18 protein-coding genes are annotated in these 17,260 nt (G+C 46.1%); 3 read left to right on the forward strand and 15 right to left on the reverse strand.

Going from position 1 to position 17,260, the window contains the following annotated elements; genetic code table 11:
* Positions 1–127: 127 nt before the first annotated feature.
* Positions 128–760, reverse strand: a complete 633-nt coding sequence (locus MKY23_RS24085; protein WP_154891750.1) for a TetR/AcrR family transcriptional regulator — start codon at positions 758–760, stop codon at positions 128–130.
* 246 nt (positions 761–1,006) lie between these two features.
* On the opposite strand from MKY23_RS24085, the gene MKY23_RS24090 reads away from it, so the two are divergent.
* A complete protein-coding gene (locus MKY23_RS24090; protein ID WP_240037061.1) occupies positions 1,007–1,795 on the forward strand; it encodes an undecaprenyl-diphosphate phosphatase in 789 nt (262 codons plus the stop codon).
* Between the two features lie 372 nt (positions 1,796–2,167).
* On the opposite strand, the gene MKY23_RS24095 is transcribed toward MKY23_RS24090, so the two are convergent.
* The 6 genes from MKY23_RS24095 to MKY23_RS24120 all read right to left on the reverse strand — a co-directional run bounded on the left by MKY23_RS24095 (position 2,168) and on the right by MKY23_RS24120 (position 6,153).
* The gene (locus tag MKY23_RS24095) at positions 2,168–2,350 is read right to left on the reverse strand and encodes a hypothetical protein (protein WP_123065904.1); all 183 of its coding nucleotides are present in this window, start codon (positions 2,348–2,350) and stop codon (positions 2,168–2,170) included.
* Between the two features lie 218 nt (positions 2,351–2,568).
* Positions 2,569–2,895: a thioredoxin family protein gene (locus MKY23_RS24100; RefSeq protein ID WP_090924939.1), complete on the reverse strand. Its 327-nt coding sequence runs from the start codon at positions 2,893–2,895 to the stop codon at positions 2,569–2,571.
* Between the two features lie 111 nt (positions 2,896–3,006).
* Positions 3,007–3,915 (reverse strand): aldo/keto reductase, encoded by a 909-nt coding sequence (locus MKY23_RS24105; protein WP_339839664.1) that lies wholly within the window; start codon positions 3,913–3,915, stop codon positions 3,007–3,009.
* A 298-nt stretch (positions 3,916–4,213) separates the two neighbouring features.
* Positions 4,214–4,393 carry a hypothetical protein gene (locus MKY23_RS24110; protein ID WP_090924938.1) on the reverse strand — a complete coding sequence of 60 codons (180 nt, stop codon included), beginning with the start codon at positions 4,391–4,393 and terminating at the stop codon, positions 4,214–4,216.
* A gap of 350 nt (positions 4,394–4,743) precedes the next feature.
* A complete protein-coding gene (gpmA, locus tag MKY23_RS24115; protein ID WP_090924937.1) occupies positions 4,744–5,487 on the reverse strand; it encodes a 2,3-diphosphoglycerate-dependent phosphoglycerate mutase in 744 nt (247 codons plus the stop codon).
* A gap of 105 nt (positions 5,488–5,592) precedes the next feature.
* Positions 5,593–6,153, reverse strand: a complete 561-nt coding sequence (locus MKY23_RS24120) for a DUF420 domain-containing protein (RefSeq protein WP_154891772.1) — start codon at positions 6,151–6,153, stop codon at positions 5,593–5,595.
* Between the two features lie 409 nt (positions 6,154–6,562).
* Here MKY23_RS24120 and MKY23_RS24125 point away from each other — a divergent pair, with 409 nt between their 5' ends.
* A complete protein-coding gene (locus MKY23_RS24125; RefSeq protein WP_090924936.1) occupies positions 6,563–7,753 on the forward strand; it encodes a cation:proton antiporter in 1,191 nt (396 codons plus the stop codon).
* Positions 7,754–8,211: 458 nt separating this feature from the next.
* Positions 8,212–8,862: a transcriptional regulator gene (locus tag MKY23_RS24130; protein WP_221791620.1), complete on the forward strand. Its 651-nt coding sequence runs from the start codon at positions 8,212–8,214 to the stop codon at positions 8,860–8,862.
* An 899-nt stretch (positions 8,863–9,761) separates the two neighbouring features.
* Here the strand turns inward: MKY23_RS24130 and MKY23_RS24135 are convergent.
* The 8 genes from MKY23_RS24135 to MKY23_RS24170 all read right to left on the reverse strand — a co-directional run bounded on the left by MKY23_RS24135 (position 9,762) and on the right by MKY23_RS24170 (position 17,255).
* On the reverse strand, positions 9,762–10,247 hold the full coding sequence (locus tag MKY23_RS24135) for a DedA family protein (RefSeq protein ID WP_221791574.1): 486 nt from the start codon (positions 10,245–10,247) through the stop codon (positions 9,762–9,764).
* A gap of 15 nt (positions 10,248–10,262) precedes the next feature.
* Complete coding sequence (gene pssA, locus MKY23_RS24140; RefSeq protein WP_221791576.1) at positions 10,263–10,808, reverse strand: CDP-diacylglycerol--serine O-phosphatidyltransferase; 546 nt, start codon at positions 10,806–10,808, stop codon at positions 10,263–10,265.
* Positions 10,809–10,829: 21 nt separating this feature from the next.
* Positions 10,830–12,593, reverse strand: a complete 1,764-nt coding sequence (locus MKY23_RS24145) for a HAMP domain-containing sensor histidine kinase (RefSeq protein ID WP_221791578.1) — start codon at positions 12,591–12,593, stop codon at positions 10,830–10,832.
* The gene (locus MKY23_RS24150) at positions 12,590–13,270 is read right to left on the reverse strand and encodes a response regulator transcription factor (protein WP_090924295.1); all 681 of its coding nucleotides are present in this window, start codon (positions 13,268–13,270) and stop codon (positions 12,590–12,592) included. Before MKY23_RS24150 ends, MKY23_RS24145 begins: the two co-directional genes overlap by 4 nt.
* 294 nt (positions 13,271–13,564) lie before the next feature.
* Positions 13,565–14,377 carry a bifunctional hydroxymethylpyrimidine kinase/phosphomethylpyrimidine kinase gene (thiD, locus tag MKY23_RS24155; RefSeq protein ID WP_090924296.1) on the reverse strand — a complete coding sequence of 271 codons (813 nt, stop codon included), beginning with the start codon at positions 14,375–14,377 and terminating at the stop codon, positions 13,565–13,567.
* A gap of 119 nt (positions 14,378–14,496) precedes the next feature.
* Complete coding sequence (locus MKY23_RS24160) at positions 14,497–15,210, reverse strand: ABC transporter permease (RefSeq protein WP_339832754.1); 714 nt, start codon at positions 15,208–15,210, stop codon at positions 14,497–14,499.
* On the reverse strand, positions 15,197–16,120 hold the full coding sequence (locus MKY23_RS24165) for an ABC transporter ATP-binding protein (protein WP_221791583.1): 924 nt from the start codon (positions 16,118–16,120) through the stop codon (positions 15,197–15,199). Before MKY23_RS24165 ends, MKY23_RS24160 begins: the two co-directional genes overlap by 14 nt.
* Before the next feature lie 178 nt (positions 16,121–16,298).
* The gene (locus MKY23_RS24170) at positions 16,299–17,255 is read right to left on the reverse strand and encodes a sensor histidine kinase (protein WP_336122785.1); all 957 of its coding nucleotides are present in this window, start codon (positions 17,253–17,255) and stop codon (positions 16,299–16,301) included.
* Between the last annotated feature and the right edge of the window lie 5 nt (positions 17,256–17,260).

The raw sequence follows: 17,260 nt of genomic DNA on the forward strand, positions 1-17,260 counted from the left end.
TCATCTTATGTTCTCTTGGTGATTCCATTATTCCCTGTGACTGGCTTAATCATGTGAAGAAGTGTGTTAAATGTGAATCCTTCCTGCATCTTTTGCCTGAAAAATAAAGCCCCAGGCCCTGCCGACATTATGTACCGAGCAGGCCGTAAAACTCAAAACTCGCCGCTTCAGCTGCTAATGCTGTAGCACTCATCTCCGTGAAACGGCTGTGCAGTGCGTCTGAGCCGAATAACCAGCGCGAGATCATGCCCTCGATCATACTTACAAGCAATGCCGCACGTAAGGGTACATTCATATCTGCCGGCAACATCCCCAGTTCAATGGCACGCTCCATGTTGTGACGGAATGCTGTCTCCACGGCATTACGAGTCTCTTCAACTAACCTCTGGACGGATTCCTCGGTCACGATGCCCTTAAGCAACAACTCCATGAAATATCGGTTCTGCGCAGCAAAGGTGAACAAATTGGTAAACAGCTTCTCCGAGGCCTTCACCATATCTTCAACCGACCCGGCATCCTTCCGGTACCCCTGCCCGATTGCTTCAAGTAGTTGTTCTCTGCCCGTTAACAAAATCTCGGAAGCAATGGCTTCCTTGCTCTTGAAGTGCCAGTAAAAGGTGCCTTGAGCGACTCCAGCTTCGCGAACAATATCAGAGATTTTCGTCTGATGGTACCCTTGAGTTGCGAATCGTTCCATCGCTATGCGAATAATTTGGTCCCTTCGTTCTTCTCCGGGTCCCAAACCGTTAACTTTGGCCATGCTTTTTACCCTCCCGATTGATCAGTCAGTCAGTTAATGTATATCCTATGGGATAACTAGGTTTTTGTCAATATAGTTTTAAACAACGGGTTACAAGCATAGAGTTGAAGTGAGAGGCAATTCTGAGCATAATAGAGGATAGTCTTGTTCGAAAGGACAGACATCGTTATAGCAGGACAGGCCTTGTGGCTGCTGTCATCTGCATTTCAAGGAGGAAGAGAATTGGACTTTATATCATCCATTATTATGGGCATCATCGAAGGTTTGACTGAGTTTTTGCCCGTGTCCTCTACAGGACACATGATTCTGACAGCTCACTTGCTGGGTCTATCAGAGGACAACGAGTCAGTCAAAACGTTTGAGGTGGTTGTCCAGCTTGGTGCTGTACTGGCTGTTGTTGTACTGTACTGGAACAAATTCATTGATATGTTTCGCTTCACCGGGGGCAAAAGGCCGTATTCCCGACGCCTTAATCTGGGACATATCATCTTGGCGATGGTTCCTGCCGTTGTCATCGGACTTGTGTTCCGGGACTGGATCAAGGCTCACTTGTTTGGTCCACAAACCGTACTGTACAGCCTTGTGATCGGTGGTATATTGATGATCGTAGCTGAACGCTGGAGCCATAAGAGCTCACGGATTACCACACATGATGTAGACGATATTACCTACAAACAGGCATTTGCTGTGGGGATGTTTCAGATTTTGGCGTTGTGGCCAGGCTTCTCCCGTTCCGGCTCTACGATCTCGGGCGGCTTGTTTGCCGGAATCAGCCGGGTAGCTGCGGCAGAGTTCACCTTCCTCGTGTCCGTTCCAATTATGATTGGTGCCACTGGATATGATATGTACAAAAGCATCGATCATCTGAACAGCGATGATTTTCTGATCTTTGCGATCGGATTTATCGCAGCGTTCATCGTTGCCATGCTGGCGATTAAGACATTCCTGTCTATTTTGAAAAGATTGAGCCTGACTGTCTTTGCTGTGTACCGCTTTGTACTGGCAGCTGTATTCTTTGTGATCCTGATGATGTAATTCTTATAAATTGAAAGAATAGGTTTACATGTCTCACTCCGATGACAGAATAACCTTCCAACCGCTGTTATCCCCAGATTTTTTTGATTCCCTTTTCCCAAGGGGAAAATCCGGTGATAAGCATATGCTTCCGATGTAGCTTTCTTTCAGAAAGCTTTCAGGCGGCCGCTTCGCTTTTCAGGTTTTTTCTGTCCTCTCCGTTTCTGTGTAAACATAGTTCAATTCATATCAAACATCAAACAGATCCGTTGATTTTAATTGGAAAATGGCGGCCCTGTCTTCCTCACGGAAGTCGGGCCGCCATTTTGCTATCACTTCATATGTAAATGTACCATTATGATATTTCTAAGGCATGTTCAGGAAGTTAGATCATTACTCCCAACGATCTGCTTGTATGCTTCGTTGTCTTCTTCGCTCCTTAAGTCTTCCCAGCCAGCGATATCTGTTCAGCTTCTGTTCATGTAACATTTGCTTGACACCCATCATCAACAAGTGATATCGGCGATCATCATTGTGGCTTAATTGGTGCATCTCATCTATAATCTCTCTGCTCATGTGGCTCTTGTTCACTCCAATATTCAGTTTGTTCTATCAAGTATACCGAACGATACTGAACAAATTCTAAACAAGGTGCTATAGCAGAACTAAAAAAATCCCCTACATGTCTGAAGACAAGCAGGGGATGTGGTTATGCTCTGAAACGATACATAGGGTTAATTGAGCCATATCAATATCAAAAACAATATCAATCATAATATATAAGGCTATTCCGCTTAGACTTTAGACTCAAGAGTCTCCAGATACTCCGAGATTTGTGCAGGGGTTTTTGCCCATTTGCTGTGAAGATGTGCAAGCTTTTTGCCGTTCTGGAATACCAGCAGGCTTGGAATGCCGCGTACACCGTTCTCTTCAGCAAACGGCTGGAATTCTTCTGCATCCAGCGCATAAAAAGTTTTATCGGCATGCTGATCAATAACGTCACCGATGAACCGATCCAGGTTTTTGCAGTCCGGGCACCACGTTGTATCAAATTTAATGACCGTCATACCGTCGGAGTTAATCAGGTCGCGATATTGCTGTTCACTTTGAATTCTTTCCATATCTATTCTCTCCTTATGTCGTTCTAGTTAATAGTTGTACTGTACTTTGTGTAGAGATGGTGCTTTTATTGTACCTTAAATAGTTACACTTGAAAACAGGCAACCCATCCATTAGCGATGCTGCGTGTAACGGTTAGCAGGGCTCTGTTCCCGTATGACCTGAATCTCGGCAGGGGTGAGCGGGGCCGATGAAGCAGCAGCAATGTTATGCAACAATTGTGTTCTGGAACTGGCTCCTGGAACGACAGCAGCAACGGCAGGTTGCGCAAGCGCATAACGGATTGCCGTCTGTGCCATGCTGCGATCATCTGTGACCAGTCCAGCCAGGCCTTGGCGGATGTGATGCAACTGCTCTGGCGTATAATCCAGATACCCTTTATCCGCCTTCGCCGTTCCCGATGCTGCCAGTACACCACTGGCAACCGGGCCGCGAGCGATGATACTGATTTCTTTTTGCTCAAGTAAAGGTAATACTTCCTCTTCCGCCCGGCGATCCACTACACTGTATTGATTCATCACGCTGACAATGGATGATTTCTCTACATACTCCCGAATCACGTTCGGACGAATGGAAGAGATGCCGTAGTATCGGATAAGTCCTTCCTTCTTCAACTCCTCAAACGCTTCAATGGTCTCAGCGATTGGATCATCCAGCGTGCCACCATGAAGCTGATACAGATCAATGTAATCGGTCTGCAGTCGTTTGAGGCTTTCATGCACGGCCTGTTTAATATAAGCTTTGGACGGGTCCCATGACCAGCCCTCTTTGCCAGGAATACGGCGGTTCCCCACTTTCGTTGCCAGAATGACTTGATCCCGGTGCCCTTTGATCGCTTGTCCCACAATCTCTTCGTTCCGTCCGGCATCATACAGATCAGCTGTGTCCAGCAGATTAACCCCGAGATCCAATGCTTCGTGAATCAGCTCCACTGCAGGTTTCAGTTCCGTTCCGAGCGACATACAGCCCAGTCCGATCTCCCCCACCATCAATTCCGAATTACCCAAACGATTTTTCTTCATAGAAGTGCCCATTTGACCTTTATCCACAAGTGCATCTCCTCTCCATACGTTCTGCAAGTATTCATTGTATCATTCTTCATGGAAAAAATCGCATAGTGTGCAATCTCCAGTGATGCTCAGACGCACATAAGAAAAACCCGGAACGATCGTCCCAGGTCTCTTTGATGTTGCTCACCATATGCGCCTGCTAGTAGCAAGCAAGTACGTTTATTTACTTTTACGTGTATCGAACAGATAACAGGGCTTCCTTACACTGCCCACGCTATTGGTTAGCCGTCATGTAAGACTCCTGGATTACTCAATTTCTCCACTCTTGGTTGCTAACCTCTACCCGCGGTCTTGCGGTACGAGATGATGATCCGTTCTTTTTCACCATATTAGATACGGTGCTAATGACTTTGTCCCTGGCCTGTTTATTCCTCATCAGATACGTCACGCCAGCTCCAATCGCCGTCATGAGCAATTTGCGTTTCGACATGTAACTCTCCTCCTTCTGGATTCATGTACATCGTGTCTTGTTTGAGTTTTACCCGATCTAGCACAAACGAAACGATATCCAAGCTTGCCTGCCTGTAAAAAATAAAATATTTCTCCAACTGGCACACCCAGTTATACGATTGAGCAGTACAAAAAAAGATGATCACCGAAATGAAGAATGGTTCGGTAATCATCTTTTGCTCGGTTATTATGCTCCGTAACGTGAGCCTATATGAGCCATACAGGACTTTATTTTGAATCCATATGTGAGCCATTAGGTTAGGAGCTTATAAGGAAACATGTAGTGGTTTCATATGCTTTATTGAGTCCTGTTGCCCTAACCCCGCGTCATCAGTCGGATGGTCGGGCTACTTGGCTCATCTCTTCATGCTTGTAGGTCGAGCCATCGGCGGTCAGATAAAAATGACCGGTCGGGTGCAGCTCTTCGTTCAACTCATAGACCAGCGGAATGCCAGTCGGGATGTTGAGCGCCATCACGTCTGCTTCGGACAATTGGTCCAGATGCATGACAAGTGAACGGAGCGTATTGCCATGCGCGGAGATCAGCACTCTTTTTCCCGAAGAAACCATCGGTTTAATCTCTGCATCCCAGTACTCCAACACCCGCTTGGACGTATCCATTAAATTCTCCGTACGCGGGATGGTGCAGCCAAGGCGCTTGTACTTGTCCAGATCCTGCACATATCTGTCGTCATTCTCATCCAGAGGTGGTGGGGAAATGTTAATGGAACGACGCCATTCGTGAACCTGATCCTCCCCGTATTTCAAAGCCGTCTGCTGCTTGTTCAGTCCTTGCAGCGCACCATAGTGGCGCTCGTTCAGCTTCCACGTCTTCTCAATCGGAATCCACATCAAGTCCATTTCATCCAGCGCAATGTCAAGTGTACGAATGGAACGTTTCAATACCGAAGCGTAGGCACAGTCAAAATCAAACCCCTGCTCTTTCAGGATTTTCCCGGCCTTGCGCGCTTCACCATACCCATCCTCGGTCAGATCCACGTCCGTCCAACCCGTAAAGCGGTTTTCCACGTTCCACATGCTCTGTCCATGGCGAATCAACACTATCCTGTACATCACGTGACCCTCCTTCCTTGGATACATTACCCGCAGAACCAGCGAAATTATACATCATTAGCCCTGCGCGTAATTGGTGGATATCGTTAATGGCATAAAAAGAAATCAATAATACGGTGCCATCATCAAGTAAACGACTACACCTGTAGAACTGACATACAGCCAGATTGGCATGGTCCAGCGTGCGATTTTACGGTGTTTCTGCAACTGGTTTGTCCAGCCCCATACGAGCGTAAAGAGCGCAAGTGGCACGATCAGGGCAGCCAGAATGCTGTGTGTGATCAAAATGAAGAAGTAGATCGAACGAACAATACCTTCGCCACCAAACTTGGACGTTTCCGGAGACAGATAATGGAACGTCAGATACGTCACCAGGAACAGCAACGTGGTTGAAAATGCCGCCAAAATAAAGCGTTTATGCAGCTTGACGTTACGTTTGATAATCGCAATCAGCGCAGCCAGCAAAAAGATAAAGGTAAAGCTGTTAAACACGGCATTGAAGCGTGGCAACACGGTGATGTCGAACGTAACCTCACCTTTGTACCCGATCGATGGTGCGAAAAACAATAACAAGATGATAACGTTAGCAAGAATGGAGATGGTAATAATGATACCTGCGAAATTTTTATTACTGGTCGGGGTTGTCTGATTCGATGAAGCATTCAGATTCCCTCTTTCCTTGTTAGCCAATGCAAAATCCTCCTCATATCCTAACTTTCTGTGTTCTATATCATTATATCGCGGCAAATCAGGGCTGTTAAGTGACAACACTCTGAACAAAAACAGGCTGTCCTTACGTATAAATGCCCGTTTTAAACTGTTTTCATGCCTTTTCGTGCGAGTATGATTTTACCCTAGTCTTAAATTGTGGTATAATTAATGCACTTAATCACATACGCGTCGACTATGGAGGAGCCTGTCACCAAGGGCCCCTCTTTGTCTTTTACAGGCATGGAACGGTAACTTGTTATCGTTGTTCCGTGCCTTTTGTTATGATCAAATTGGGTGGAACAGGGATGTTTTCCCTTGGAAAGGATATTCTAAGGTTGCCGCGATCAGAGAGGAGAAACCATCTGTGGAATTTATTTTAGTTCTTGCCCTTATTTTGATCTTCACCAAACTGGCTGGTGATCTCTCCGTTCGGTTAGGCCAGCCATCGGTGCTGGGTAAACTTATTGTGGGTGTTGTCATTGGACCTGCCCTACTGGGCTGGGTGGATAAAAGTGATTTTGTGCATTATATGGCCGAGATCGGGGTATTATTGCTCATGTTCATCGCCGGTCTGGAAACCGACCTGGAGCAATTGAAGAAAAACTGGAAGTCCGCTTTCGCTGTGGCAGTGGGCGGAGTCATCTTACCTTTTATCGGAGGATACAGTTCGGCTGTTGCTTTTGGCATGTCTCAGACACACGCACTGTTCTTTGGTCTGTTGTTCTGTGCCACCTCGGTAAGTATTTCCGTGCAAACCTTGAAGGATATGAACCAGCTCGGTTCACGTGAAGGCACCACCATTCTGGGGGCAGCGGTAGTGGATGATGTGCTCGTCGTTGTACTGCTCGCTGTCATGATGAGTGTGCTCGGAACAGGCGGCGGAGATGTCTCCATCGGCTTGTTGATTGGTAAAAAGCTGTTGTTCTTTGTCATCATCATTGCGGCAAGCTGGCTACTTGTACCTCGTATCATGAAATGGATGGCTCCTCTGCGGGTAACGGAAACCGTTATTACGGCAGGACTCATCATCTGCTTTGGCTTCTCTTATTTTGCAGAATGGATGGGTGTTGCAGGGATTATCGGTGCATTTGCGGCAGGGATCGCGATTTCCCAAACTGGATTCAAACATGAAGTGGAGCAAAAGGTGGAACCGATCGCGTACAGTATTTTTGTACCTGTTTTCTTCGTTAGTATTGGACTGAATGTAACTTTTGACGGCGTAGGCTCACAGATCGGTCTGATCATCGTCATCAGCATCGTTGCCATTGTCACCAAGCTTCTCGGCGGCGGGGCCGGAGCTCGGTTGACTGGTTTTGATCGCTCCTCCTCAATTGCAATCGGTGCAGGCATGATCTCCAGAGGTGAAGTTGCGCTTATTATTGCCTCGACTGGACTTGCATCTGGCTTGCTGGATGCCGAATATTTTACCAGCGTGGTTATTATGGTCATCGTCACCACACTGGTCACACCACCGCTACTCAAAATCACGTTTGCCCGTAAAAAGGGTGAACAACGTGTGGAACAAGGGATTGAGGATCCTCATCTGAACAGGTGAGGTGAATGGTACGTGGAAGCGTTGCTCTCTTTTAGCAGAAACGGTTAAACGACTTGGTTGTTCATCCAATCCGACATAAACTTACTCATAGTAAAAGTGGTACTTCTGTGTTAAGCCCAAGACATCCTTACCATAATGAACTCACTCTTAACTCACTCTTTAGAACTCACTCATACTTGCGTTGTAAAATCTTCATGCGATTAACTACACAACTTAGTAGGCGCTGGAGGTAAGTGGGAGTAGCATCAAAACCGGGTCTAGGTTATACTTGGAATTATTGTAGAAAAAGTAGCTATAGATGTTAGTAAATAGATATTAATTAATCGGTCGTGAAGCACACGCCGCTTTGTCCATTTTTCCAACCTTCCAATTATGGAGGCAGGAAAGATTGGGTAAAGCGGCTTTTTACATTTTCCCACTAACTTATCTTAGGAGGTTATCATGCCATGAGTACAATAATCCAAAACTTTGATGAAGCATATGAAGAATGGATGAGAACTCTGCTCACAAAAGAAACCAACCCCCGCGTTCGATCACGGATTGAACATGGACTTGAACATGGTACATTGGAATTTTTGCGCTCCGTCTGGTTCCCCGTCATGAAAAATTTCAACCATTTGCATCCCGAGTGGGAAGTTCGAGATTTTCACAACGGTTATCGTTATCTGGATCTTGCCTACTTACCAGGGAACGGTGTGAAAGGCGGTATTGAGATTCAGGGTTATGGGCCTCATGCTCGTGATCTTGATGCGAGACGTTTCAAAGATCTATGCTGGCGACAATGTCTCCTAACATTGGAAGACTGGCTTTTCCTGCCGATTGCCTACCTCTCCATTAAAGATGAACCAAAACAGTGTCAGCAACTGGTGCTAGCATTTATGGGAAAATTTATGGCTTCAGATGCGCCCGCAGCCCTCAACTGGTTGGATGCTGAGGCCGTGCGGTATGCGAGACGTATAATCCGGCCGTTTACACCTTTGGAATTGGCAACACATCTGCGAATCTCTGACGCACATACGAGAAGAGTCCTCCGCAGCCTGTTGGATCAAGAAATTATATATGTTGCGAGCGGCATTCAGCGGTATCGCACTTATGCTCTACGAATGTAAAACGGAGTAAGTGCATATGTCTCGGACGTGGCTCGACTACGCAGTCGAATGTCCCAGGTGCAGTGATCGCTAGTGTTATCATATACATAGTGAAAGTGGGTCCGTGGTGCGGGAGTTAGGCGTAATTGGCAAACGTGGGTCCGTGGTGTAACCACTGTGTTTGATCCCGTAAAGCAAGCATGTGGACGGGCATTGCACTGTTTATGTTAATGATTACTTGCTCGTGGCTGATTTATGAGTGAATGAGGCTACGCTATGTCACGTTGAAAGTATTTCCTTATGTGTGCACTCATCTCCGCAATTCTAACGATCACCAGAGACGCTATTCGGCGTATATCACACCTTTTTAATCTCTAACGATCTCAGGGAAGCTTATTTCGGTAATTTGGAGCGAAAACAAGCCTATTTCATGTATTTTTGTTGAAATAAGCTCCCTGGTGAGCGTTAGAATTTCAGAGAGCTCAAAATCGTGCAAATAAGCTCATCTGTGATCGTTAGAATTTTCAGGAGGAGTTTTACATTTCATTGGCTTTACTCTAGCAGGTTTGTGGAGACTTCTAATGGAGATTTGTACTTTCTGTGTATTACGTTTTGTTTTGTTTCTGAGTTTCCATCTGTATGGTAGTGATGTCCTCAGATGTTTGCAATGTGCAAATCAGATCCGCTCCCTGGTTGGCACAGATAAGAGGGTTGGGTTGGGTATCTTGTTTCGAAGAACAACAAAAAAAAGACCACCTTACACACGAAGAGGTCTTTCATCCTAAGTTGTATTTGTCAATTTTCTGAGTCGCTTCTTATCCGTTTGTTGCTACTTGTACGTTCACTTTGCAAAGGATTTCACTAACTATCAGAACTCATTCATGCAACAGTATCTCCGTCTGCTATTAGGCTTGTCCAGCCTAAGTTAACACACCTACATAGAAACCAATCGAGATAAACAGAACACACCAAACAAATGCACCGATTCCAGAAATAACAGCATATTTCCCCATCCTCATGCGGCTCATGCCAGAAAAACAGCACATTAGATTACGCACGCCTGGGATGAAGTAACCCAGAATAACGGACCATGAGCCATATTTGAGAAACCACGTTTCTACCCTGCTAAATCGCTTGGCATTTACCCCAATCCATTTACCATACTTGTCAAACAGGGGCCTGCCGGCTTTTCGGCCAATCGTATAACTCAGTATGCCTCCCGTAAAGGCCCCGCCAAAACAGACAGCGATGGATACGGAATAATCCAGAACGGAGATCGAGGCGAGATAACCGACAAAGGTCATCAACACCTCATCCGGAATCGGTAGCCCAATAACACCAAGAGCGAGTAAACCATATATTGCGAAATACCCATATTGACTAATAATTTCTTTAGCAAATTCCATAACTTAACTCGCTCCTTATTTCGGTTCCACAATATCCTTCTCATGAGAGGGCAGTATTTGCTTCAATGAAGGGAAACGGATTTGACTAACCATGAGACCGGATAATACCACAATAACAAGATATGCTACAGCATGATTAAAATAAGGACTCCATAGAGCGAAGAAGGACATCAGTCCACCTGCAAATGTAATCGGCATTCCGACAAAACCACTAACTGGTGTTTTCTGGCAGTTATATCTTGCAAGACGAAGCGCTCCGCACACCGGGAACAGTGCTGTCAATACCATGCCCAGCATACCAACTTCAGTCATCGAATTAAGGTACAGAATTAGCACAGGTGCTGTCCCGAAGGAAACGACATCAGCGAGTGAATCAAGCGCTTTACCAAATTCCCCTTCACAATTAAGCTTGCGTGCCGCATATCCATCAAATAAATCAAAGAACATCGCTACCCATATCATTGTCACAGCCAAGGCAAATTCCCCATGAATCGCCATAATGACCGCGAGCATCCCCGAACTTAAATTCCCCAAGGTTAAAATGGATGGTAAAGACTTCATAAAATTTAACTTCCTTTCATACTAGGCTTTAGGAAATGTAATATAAAAACGTACGCCATCCGGTGTATTCTCCACTCCATAACCACATCCGTGCAGATCGAGAATCTGTTTTGAAATGGCCAGGCCTAGCCCGGTCCCTCCCATTTTGCGATTGCGCGAGCGCTCTACACGGTAGAACCTCTCCCATATATATTGCCGTTCCTCTTCCGCAATGTGTTCACCTTTATTCTCAATCGTGACGTGAACACAACCTTCATGCCTGTTAATCTCAATCATTATATCGGTTTGCGGAACCGCGTGACGTATAGCATTCATCATAATATTGTAAAACACTTGCTCTAGCTTGCTTCGATCCCCTTCGACCGTCTGCTCCGTCGTGGATATAAGCACCACTTCAAGCCCTTTATCTTTCAGCTGAGGCCCGAGGCGCCCAGCAATATCTTCAATCATGTCAGCCAAAGCAATCGCTCCGGTATTCAGTTGAATCGCAGCAGATTCCAACCTGACCAGATCCAGCATTTCTTCAACCATCGTTTCCATCTTAATGGCTTCATCTACAATGACTTCAATGTAGCGCTCCCGCTTGTTTTCACTCACACCGTCTTTCAGCCCTTCAGAATATCCTTTGATAATACTGATCGGTGTTTTGAGTTCATGAGAAGCATCGGCAAAAAACTTACGCTGACGCTGTTCAATCTGCTGTTTCAATTCCATGTCGGTACGCATCTGTTCATTCGCCTGTTTAAGCTCTTCCAGCGTCTGACCCAGTGTGCCTGATAGAGCATTCAGACTATCAGAAAGGCTACCAATCTCGTCCTTGCGCCGGATCGATGATCTGACCGTGAAATCCAGCGTGGACATCTTTTTCGCCACATGATTCAAAGCGAGCAGCGGCTTCGTTATGATTTTGGACAATAACAGGGCGAGCAACAGAATCAGCACAAACGCGCCCATACCGAAGTACGCATAGAATAAACGAGTAGCCTCATTCGCTTCCCGAACCTCCTGCAGGGAGGTGAGCGAGAAAATCAACTGTTGTTCCGCGCCGACACGTTGCACAGGAGCAATGGTAACGACGTTACGCACTCCGCTCCAGCTTTCCTTCCATTCTTCATTAATCATTTTGCCATTAGACAGCTTTTGCTGATCTTCTGACGACAACGGGAACCGACTGTCCAGAGCCTGCACGAGCAGGCCTTGTCTCTGACTCCAGGTAGCAAGATCCGGTAACACAACCTCCGTCAGAACTCCCGTCCATTCCTGCACAGGTAGCAACGATTCTTGAAAAGTTTCTGTGCCCCATGCAGCAGAAGCTGCATCTTGAATTTTGAAGGGATATACCGTAGGCTCAGTTTTACCCTGATCGCTGGAAGATCCCTTTACGGTCAGTTTTTGTCCAAATTTGAGATGTGACCTGATCCAGCCTGCGTTTTCACCATTAATGAACAACGACAGAGATACCTTCACACGTTTGCCGTCTTCCTGAAGAAGCGTGATATGAAAGGGATCATCCACCAGCTTGCCTGTGTTCGTTAAAATAATGAGATGAGACTGATTTTGCCGCATGAATCTGCCCATTTCCTTCGCGAGTTGCATATCACTCCAGTGACTGGCAGAGAATTGCTGTTCAAACTTGGACAGCTTCTTTTTCATACTGCTAATCTTCTGATGCTGGTAAAAATCGGGGAACCAGATCAGTTGGGCAAGCACCGTTGTCCCATACAGCAGGACCACAAATCCGGCCATGACCAGAAACAGCTTCATCGTTACACCATTTCTTCTCATTCTTCTGCCTCAAAACGGTACCCCGTACCAATCACAGTACGAATGCACTTTGCTTCATCGCCCAGTTTACTGCGAAGCTTTTTGATATGCGTATCTACCACACGAGAATCCCCTTCAAAATCAAATCCCCACACCCGATTTAATATGGCTTCACGGGATAAGACAATGCCAGCATTCCGAGCCAGATAGAGTAGCAGATCATATTCCTTCGGTGCAAGCTCAACTTCAATCCCATTTCTCTCCAAACGTCTACCCCATGGATCGAGAATAACATCGCCAAAACGAATGACCCCCTGCTCCCGCCCCATCGCACCTTCCACTCGTTTCATCAGCGTCTCAGCCCGTGCAACCAGAACCCGGGGACTGAACGGCTTGGTAACATAATCGTCTACACCTAACTGGAATCCATGGATTTTGTCATCGTCTTCCGACCTTGCGGTTAGCATGATAATAGGTACGGCAGAAGTAGAGCGAATATGACCACATAATGTCCATCCGTCCATTTCAGGCATCAGTACATCCAGAATGACCAGGTCTACCTGATGCAAAGCCAGCTGTTCCAGCGCTTGGACTCCATCTTCCGCTTCAATAACATTCCATTGTTCTTTTATAAAATAATCGGCCACAATCTCACGAATGCGGCTTTCGTCTTCTACCAGAAGCACGGTTCTGATCATGACCGACTCTCCTTCTTTATTTCTATAGATAACATACCTGCTCAATGTGTCGTTCATGTGTCCTGATTCATCCAGATCAATCCAGTTATACCGAGTAATCGACTCCACCATATATACGATTAATATATACCAAAAGTTACTATTTTTTATCAAAAATACGCAAAAAAGAAGCAGCCAACTAGTATTACACTGTTCGTTGACCGCTCCTGAGATGAAATTTGGGATATGCTTTATTCAAATTATGCGCTCTGATGCGGCCCGTCCTGTTCTGGACAAGTGCATTCCAAACGCTGATTAACGTTGGTGCTCCAAACGATGTGCTACATGCAGTGTAGGTCCAACGAAGCGGTTCAACGGGAACCCGCCAGCAATCGCTTTGGTTACAAAAGCTTTCCCCTCACGTACAGCCTCTTTCACGGAAAGTCCGCGAGCGAGCCCGGCAGTAACGGCTGCAGATGTTGTGCAACCTGCACCATGGGTATAACCGGAACCGACAACATCAGCTTCGAACCAATCATAATTGGTTCCGTCATAGAGCAAGTCCATGGCTTTACCCGGGTTAATTACACCGCGATCTTTAATCAGAACATGTTTGGCACCATGCGCGTGAATGGTCGCTGCCGCAGCTTCCATCTGCTCTTTGGAACGAATCGGACCGCTCTTCGCCAGTTGGGAAGCTTCGAAGAGATTAGGTGTTACAAGATCCGCACCCGGGAGCAAAAATTCGATCATCGCTTCGGTGTTTTCTGGCTGCAGCACCTCATCCGTACCTTTGCACACCATAACTGGGTCAATAACGATTTGCGGCAGACCGCTACGGCGAATATGTTTGGCAACAAGCTCAATGATATCCACTGAACCGAGCATGCCCGTTTTCATCGCGTCAAAACCAATCCCATCCAGGACGGTGCGAAGCTGAGCCTCGACTACATTTAATTCTACAGGAAAGACCTGGTGATCCCATGTCTCAGGTTCCATGGAAACAACCGTTGTTAATACGGTCATGCCGTATACACCCAGCTCCTGGAATGTTTTCAAATCGGCTTGAATGCCTGCGCCACCGCTCGTATCCGAGCCAGCGATAGTTAACGTTTTTGGAATCGTCATGGTCGTTCTATTCTCCTTCGTGTTTCAGTTGACACTATCCTATCCCTTGTACGAGCGGATGTCAATGGCATGTGAGGCTGTATACAGCCATGCTTTTTCAACACAAAAGAGATCATATCTTAATTCAGATCTTTGGTTTCCAACCTTGTCATGGAACGTGTAGCGATCCATAAGCCAATTGCACCCAAGGTCAACGGAATTACGATGATGTTATTGACCGACATTGTAGGTCCACTGGAACCGCTGACCCCCCCGCATACGATGAGAACAAGGAAAATCGAAGCAACCATTGTAGCCGTTACCGAGTGCTTGCGCATACCGAAGAATAGAGGAATCAGAGCCATGGCGGCAGCAGAGAGCGAACTTATCGTATATTTCAGTACGATCTGCCCCAAAGCAACAGATTCTACAGGCTCGGTAATAAAACCATAGTACTGATTGGCCGCCAGCAGGAGCACACCCATTAGAATGTCCGTAAACATGATCATCGTAAACGTAAAAATAAAAACTAACATTAACTTCGCAGCGATAATTTTATGCCGCTTGATCGGATAGGTAAACATCACATTCATCGTTTTGTCCCTATACTCGCTAATGATCAATTTGGATATCAAGGAACCAGCAAATATAATAAACACTGCTCTGGAAAATGTATCAATTAGCATAAAGGCACCCTGGTAATCGGCAAAGGCATAATCTTCAGCCGCGAAATCTGTAACACCAATCATAATCATAAATAGAAGAATGCTGACAATGGCGATGCCTGCACCCACAAAATTCCGGGCAAAGCGATGCTTGCGCCATTCCAGACGAATGAGTTTAAGCAACGTCATCAGCCCCTTTCATCAGACCCATGAAGTGCTCTTCCAAGGAATGCGAACGTTTAGAGATCGACTCCACCGCAACCCCGTGCTGAACCAATTTGCTGTTAAGATCGGAAGCCGTTATATCTGAGTCATAGACACGTAACGTCTGCTCATCGAACAACTTATAATTGCTCAGATGCAACAAATGTTCTACGACGTATGCAGCTTTCTTAGGATCTGCAGCCTGTACTTCAATATAATCGGTGTGACTGCCACGGATACTCTCCATGGATACTTCTTCGACAAGCCTTCCCTCGCGAATGATGCCAACCGTGTCCGCAACCTGCTCCACTTCGCCCAGAATGTGACTGGAGATCAGCATCGTAATGCGATATTCTGTGCTCAATCGTTTGAAGAGATCACGCATCTCTTTGATCCCCACCGGGTCAAGTCCATTGATCGGTTCATCCAGAATTAACAACTCGGGTGTTGTAATCAGAGCACGAGCCAGACCAAGACGTTGCTTCATACCGAGAGAAAAGTCCTTCACAGGTTTCCTGCCCGCATCCTTCAAACCGACCATTTCCATATGTTTTCCAATCATCTGTTTGCTCGTGAATCCCATATACTCACAGTGCAGATCAAGATTTTCCCATGCAGACAGTTTGTCATAGAAAAAGGGATACTCGATAATACTGCCCATTCGTTTCAATAACTCATAAGAGTCCGGGTTTAACTTTTCGCCGAAGAGTTCGATCTCACCCGCAGTAGGTTTAACAAGGTTGGTTAACATTTTCATTAATGTTGTTTTCCCTGCTCCGTTCGGCCCTAAAAACCCATAGATTTCGCCTTGCTTAATATTCATGTTAACACCGGATACGACCTCTGTTCCTTCGTACACCTTGGTAAGATTTATGGTCCGTGCAATATAACTCATCTGGTCATTCTCCTTTACGTCCCCCTCCTGGGGTGCTTATAACTGTATTGTAAAGAAAAAAGTCTGCTTTTTTATTAATCAAATCTTACAAAAACCTTAAGTTGGAACCTGTGCTATATCAGTTGAACTAAAGAATTTACACAGACCACTCCGATGACATGTAAAACAATAGTTCAACTCATATAGTTCGACCGTTCACGTCCTGCATTTCTTCCAACGTAAAAGAAAACACCGTCCGCTGATGTGGCACGCTATGAACATCAATACGTCCACCCATCCGTTCAACGAGCCGCTTCGTGATGGTTAGGCCGAGACCGCTGCCCTGATACATCCGATTACGGGAATCTTCCAGCGTGTACATTCGTTCAAAGACACGACTGTGTTCCTGTTCCGGGATACCTTTTCCTCGGTCCCATACCTGCACAGTAACGGGCTCTCCTTCTCTGTTCAGTATAGATATTCCGAGTTCCTTGCCATCGGCGCCATATTTCATCGCATTGGTGATCAGGTTGTCCAGCACGCGATCCAGTGCCTCTTCGTTGGCGCGAACGAACACATCCTGCTCTGGAATGCTCAGTTCCACTTGTAACCCGAGCTTTGTAAGCAATTCGTAAAACGATAACATTTTTACCCGGCACAACTCACTGATATTCACCCGGCTAAGCTCCAGCTGACGGTCTCCCGATTCAAGCTTGGCGAGATCAAAAAAAGAATGCATCAGGCGCAGCACTTCCTGTGCTTTATCCTGTATTTTCTCCGTCATTACCCTCCGCTCCGCATCGGTCAGAGAAGAACTGTACAGCAACGTTTCACTGTACCCGAGTACCACCGTAAGCGGGGTCTTCAAATCATGTGAGATGTTGGAGAGCATATGACGCATTTCTTTCTCCTGGTTGGCATAGTCTGCTTTGGCCAGATGGGCGTGTTCAAGCAACCGGTTCATGTCGTTCAACAGCCGGCTTACCTGTGCATCACTATCAAATACAAGCAGACGTTCAAACGTGCCCTGTTCGAGAATACCCGACACTTTGTTGTGAATATACGTTAGATGCTTACTTCGTTTATGAAGGCGTAGTCCAAGCACAATAACAGCACACGCAAGCAGGATCGTTGATACCGCAAGCAACCAGAGCATCATCA

It is taken from the genome of Paenibacillus sp. FSL R7-0272, assembly GCF_037969905.1.
Lineage (GTDB): Bacteria > Bacillota > Bacilli > Paenibacillales > Paenibacillaceae > Paenibacillus > Paenibacillus polysaccharolyticus.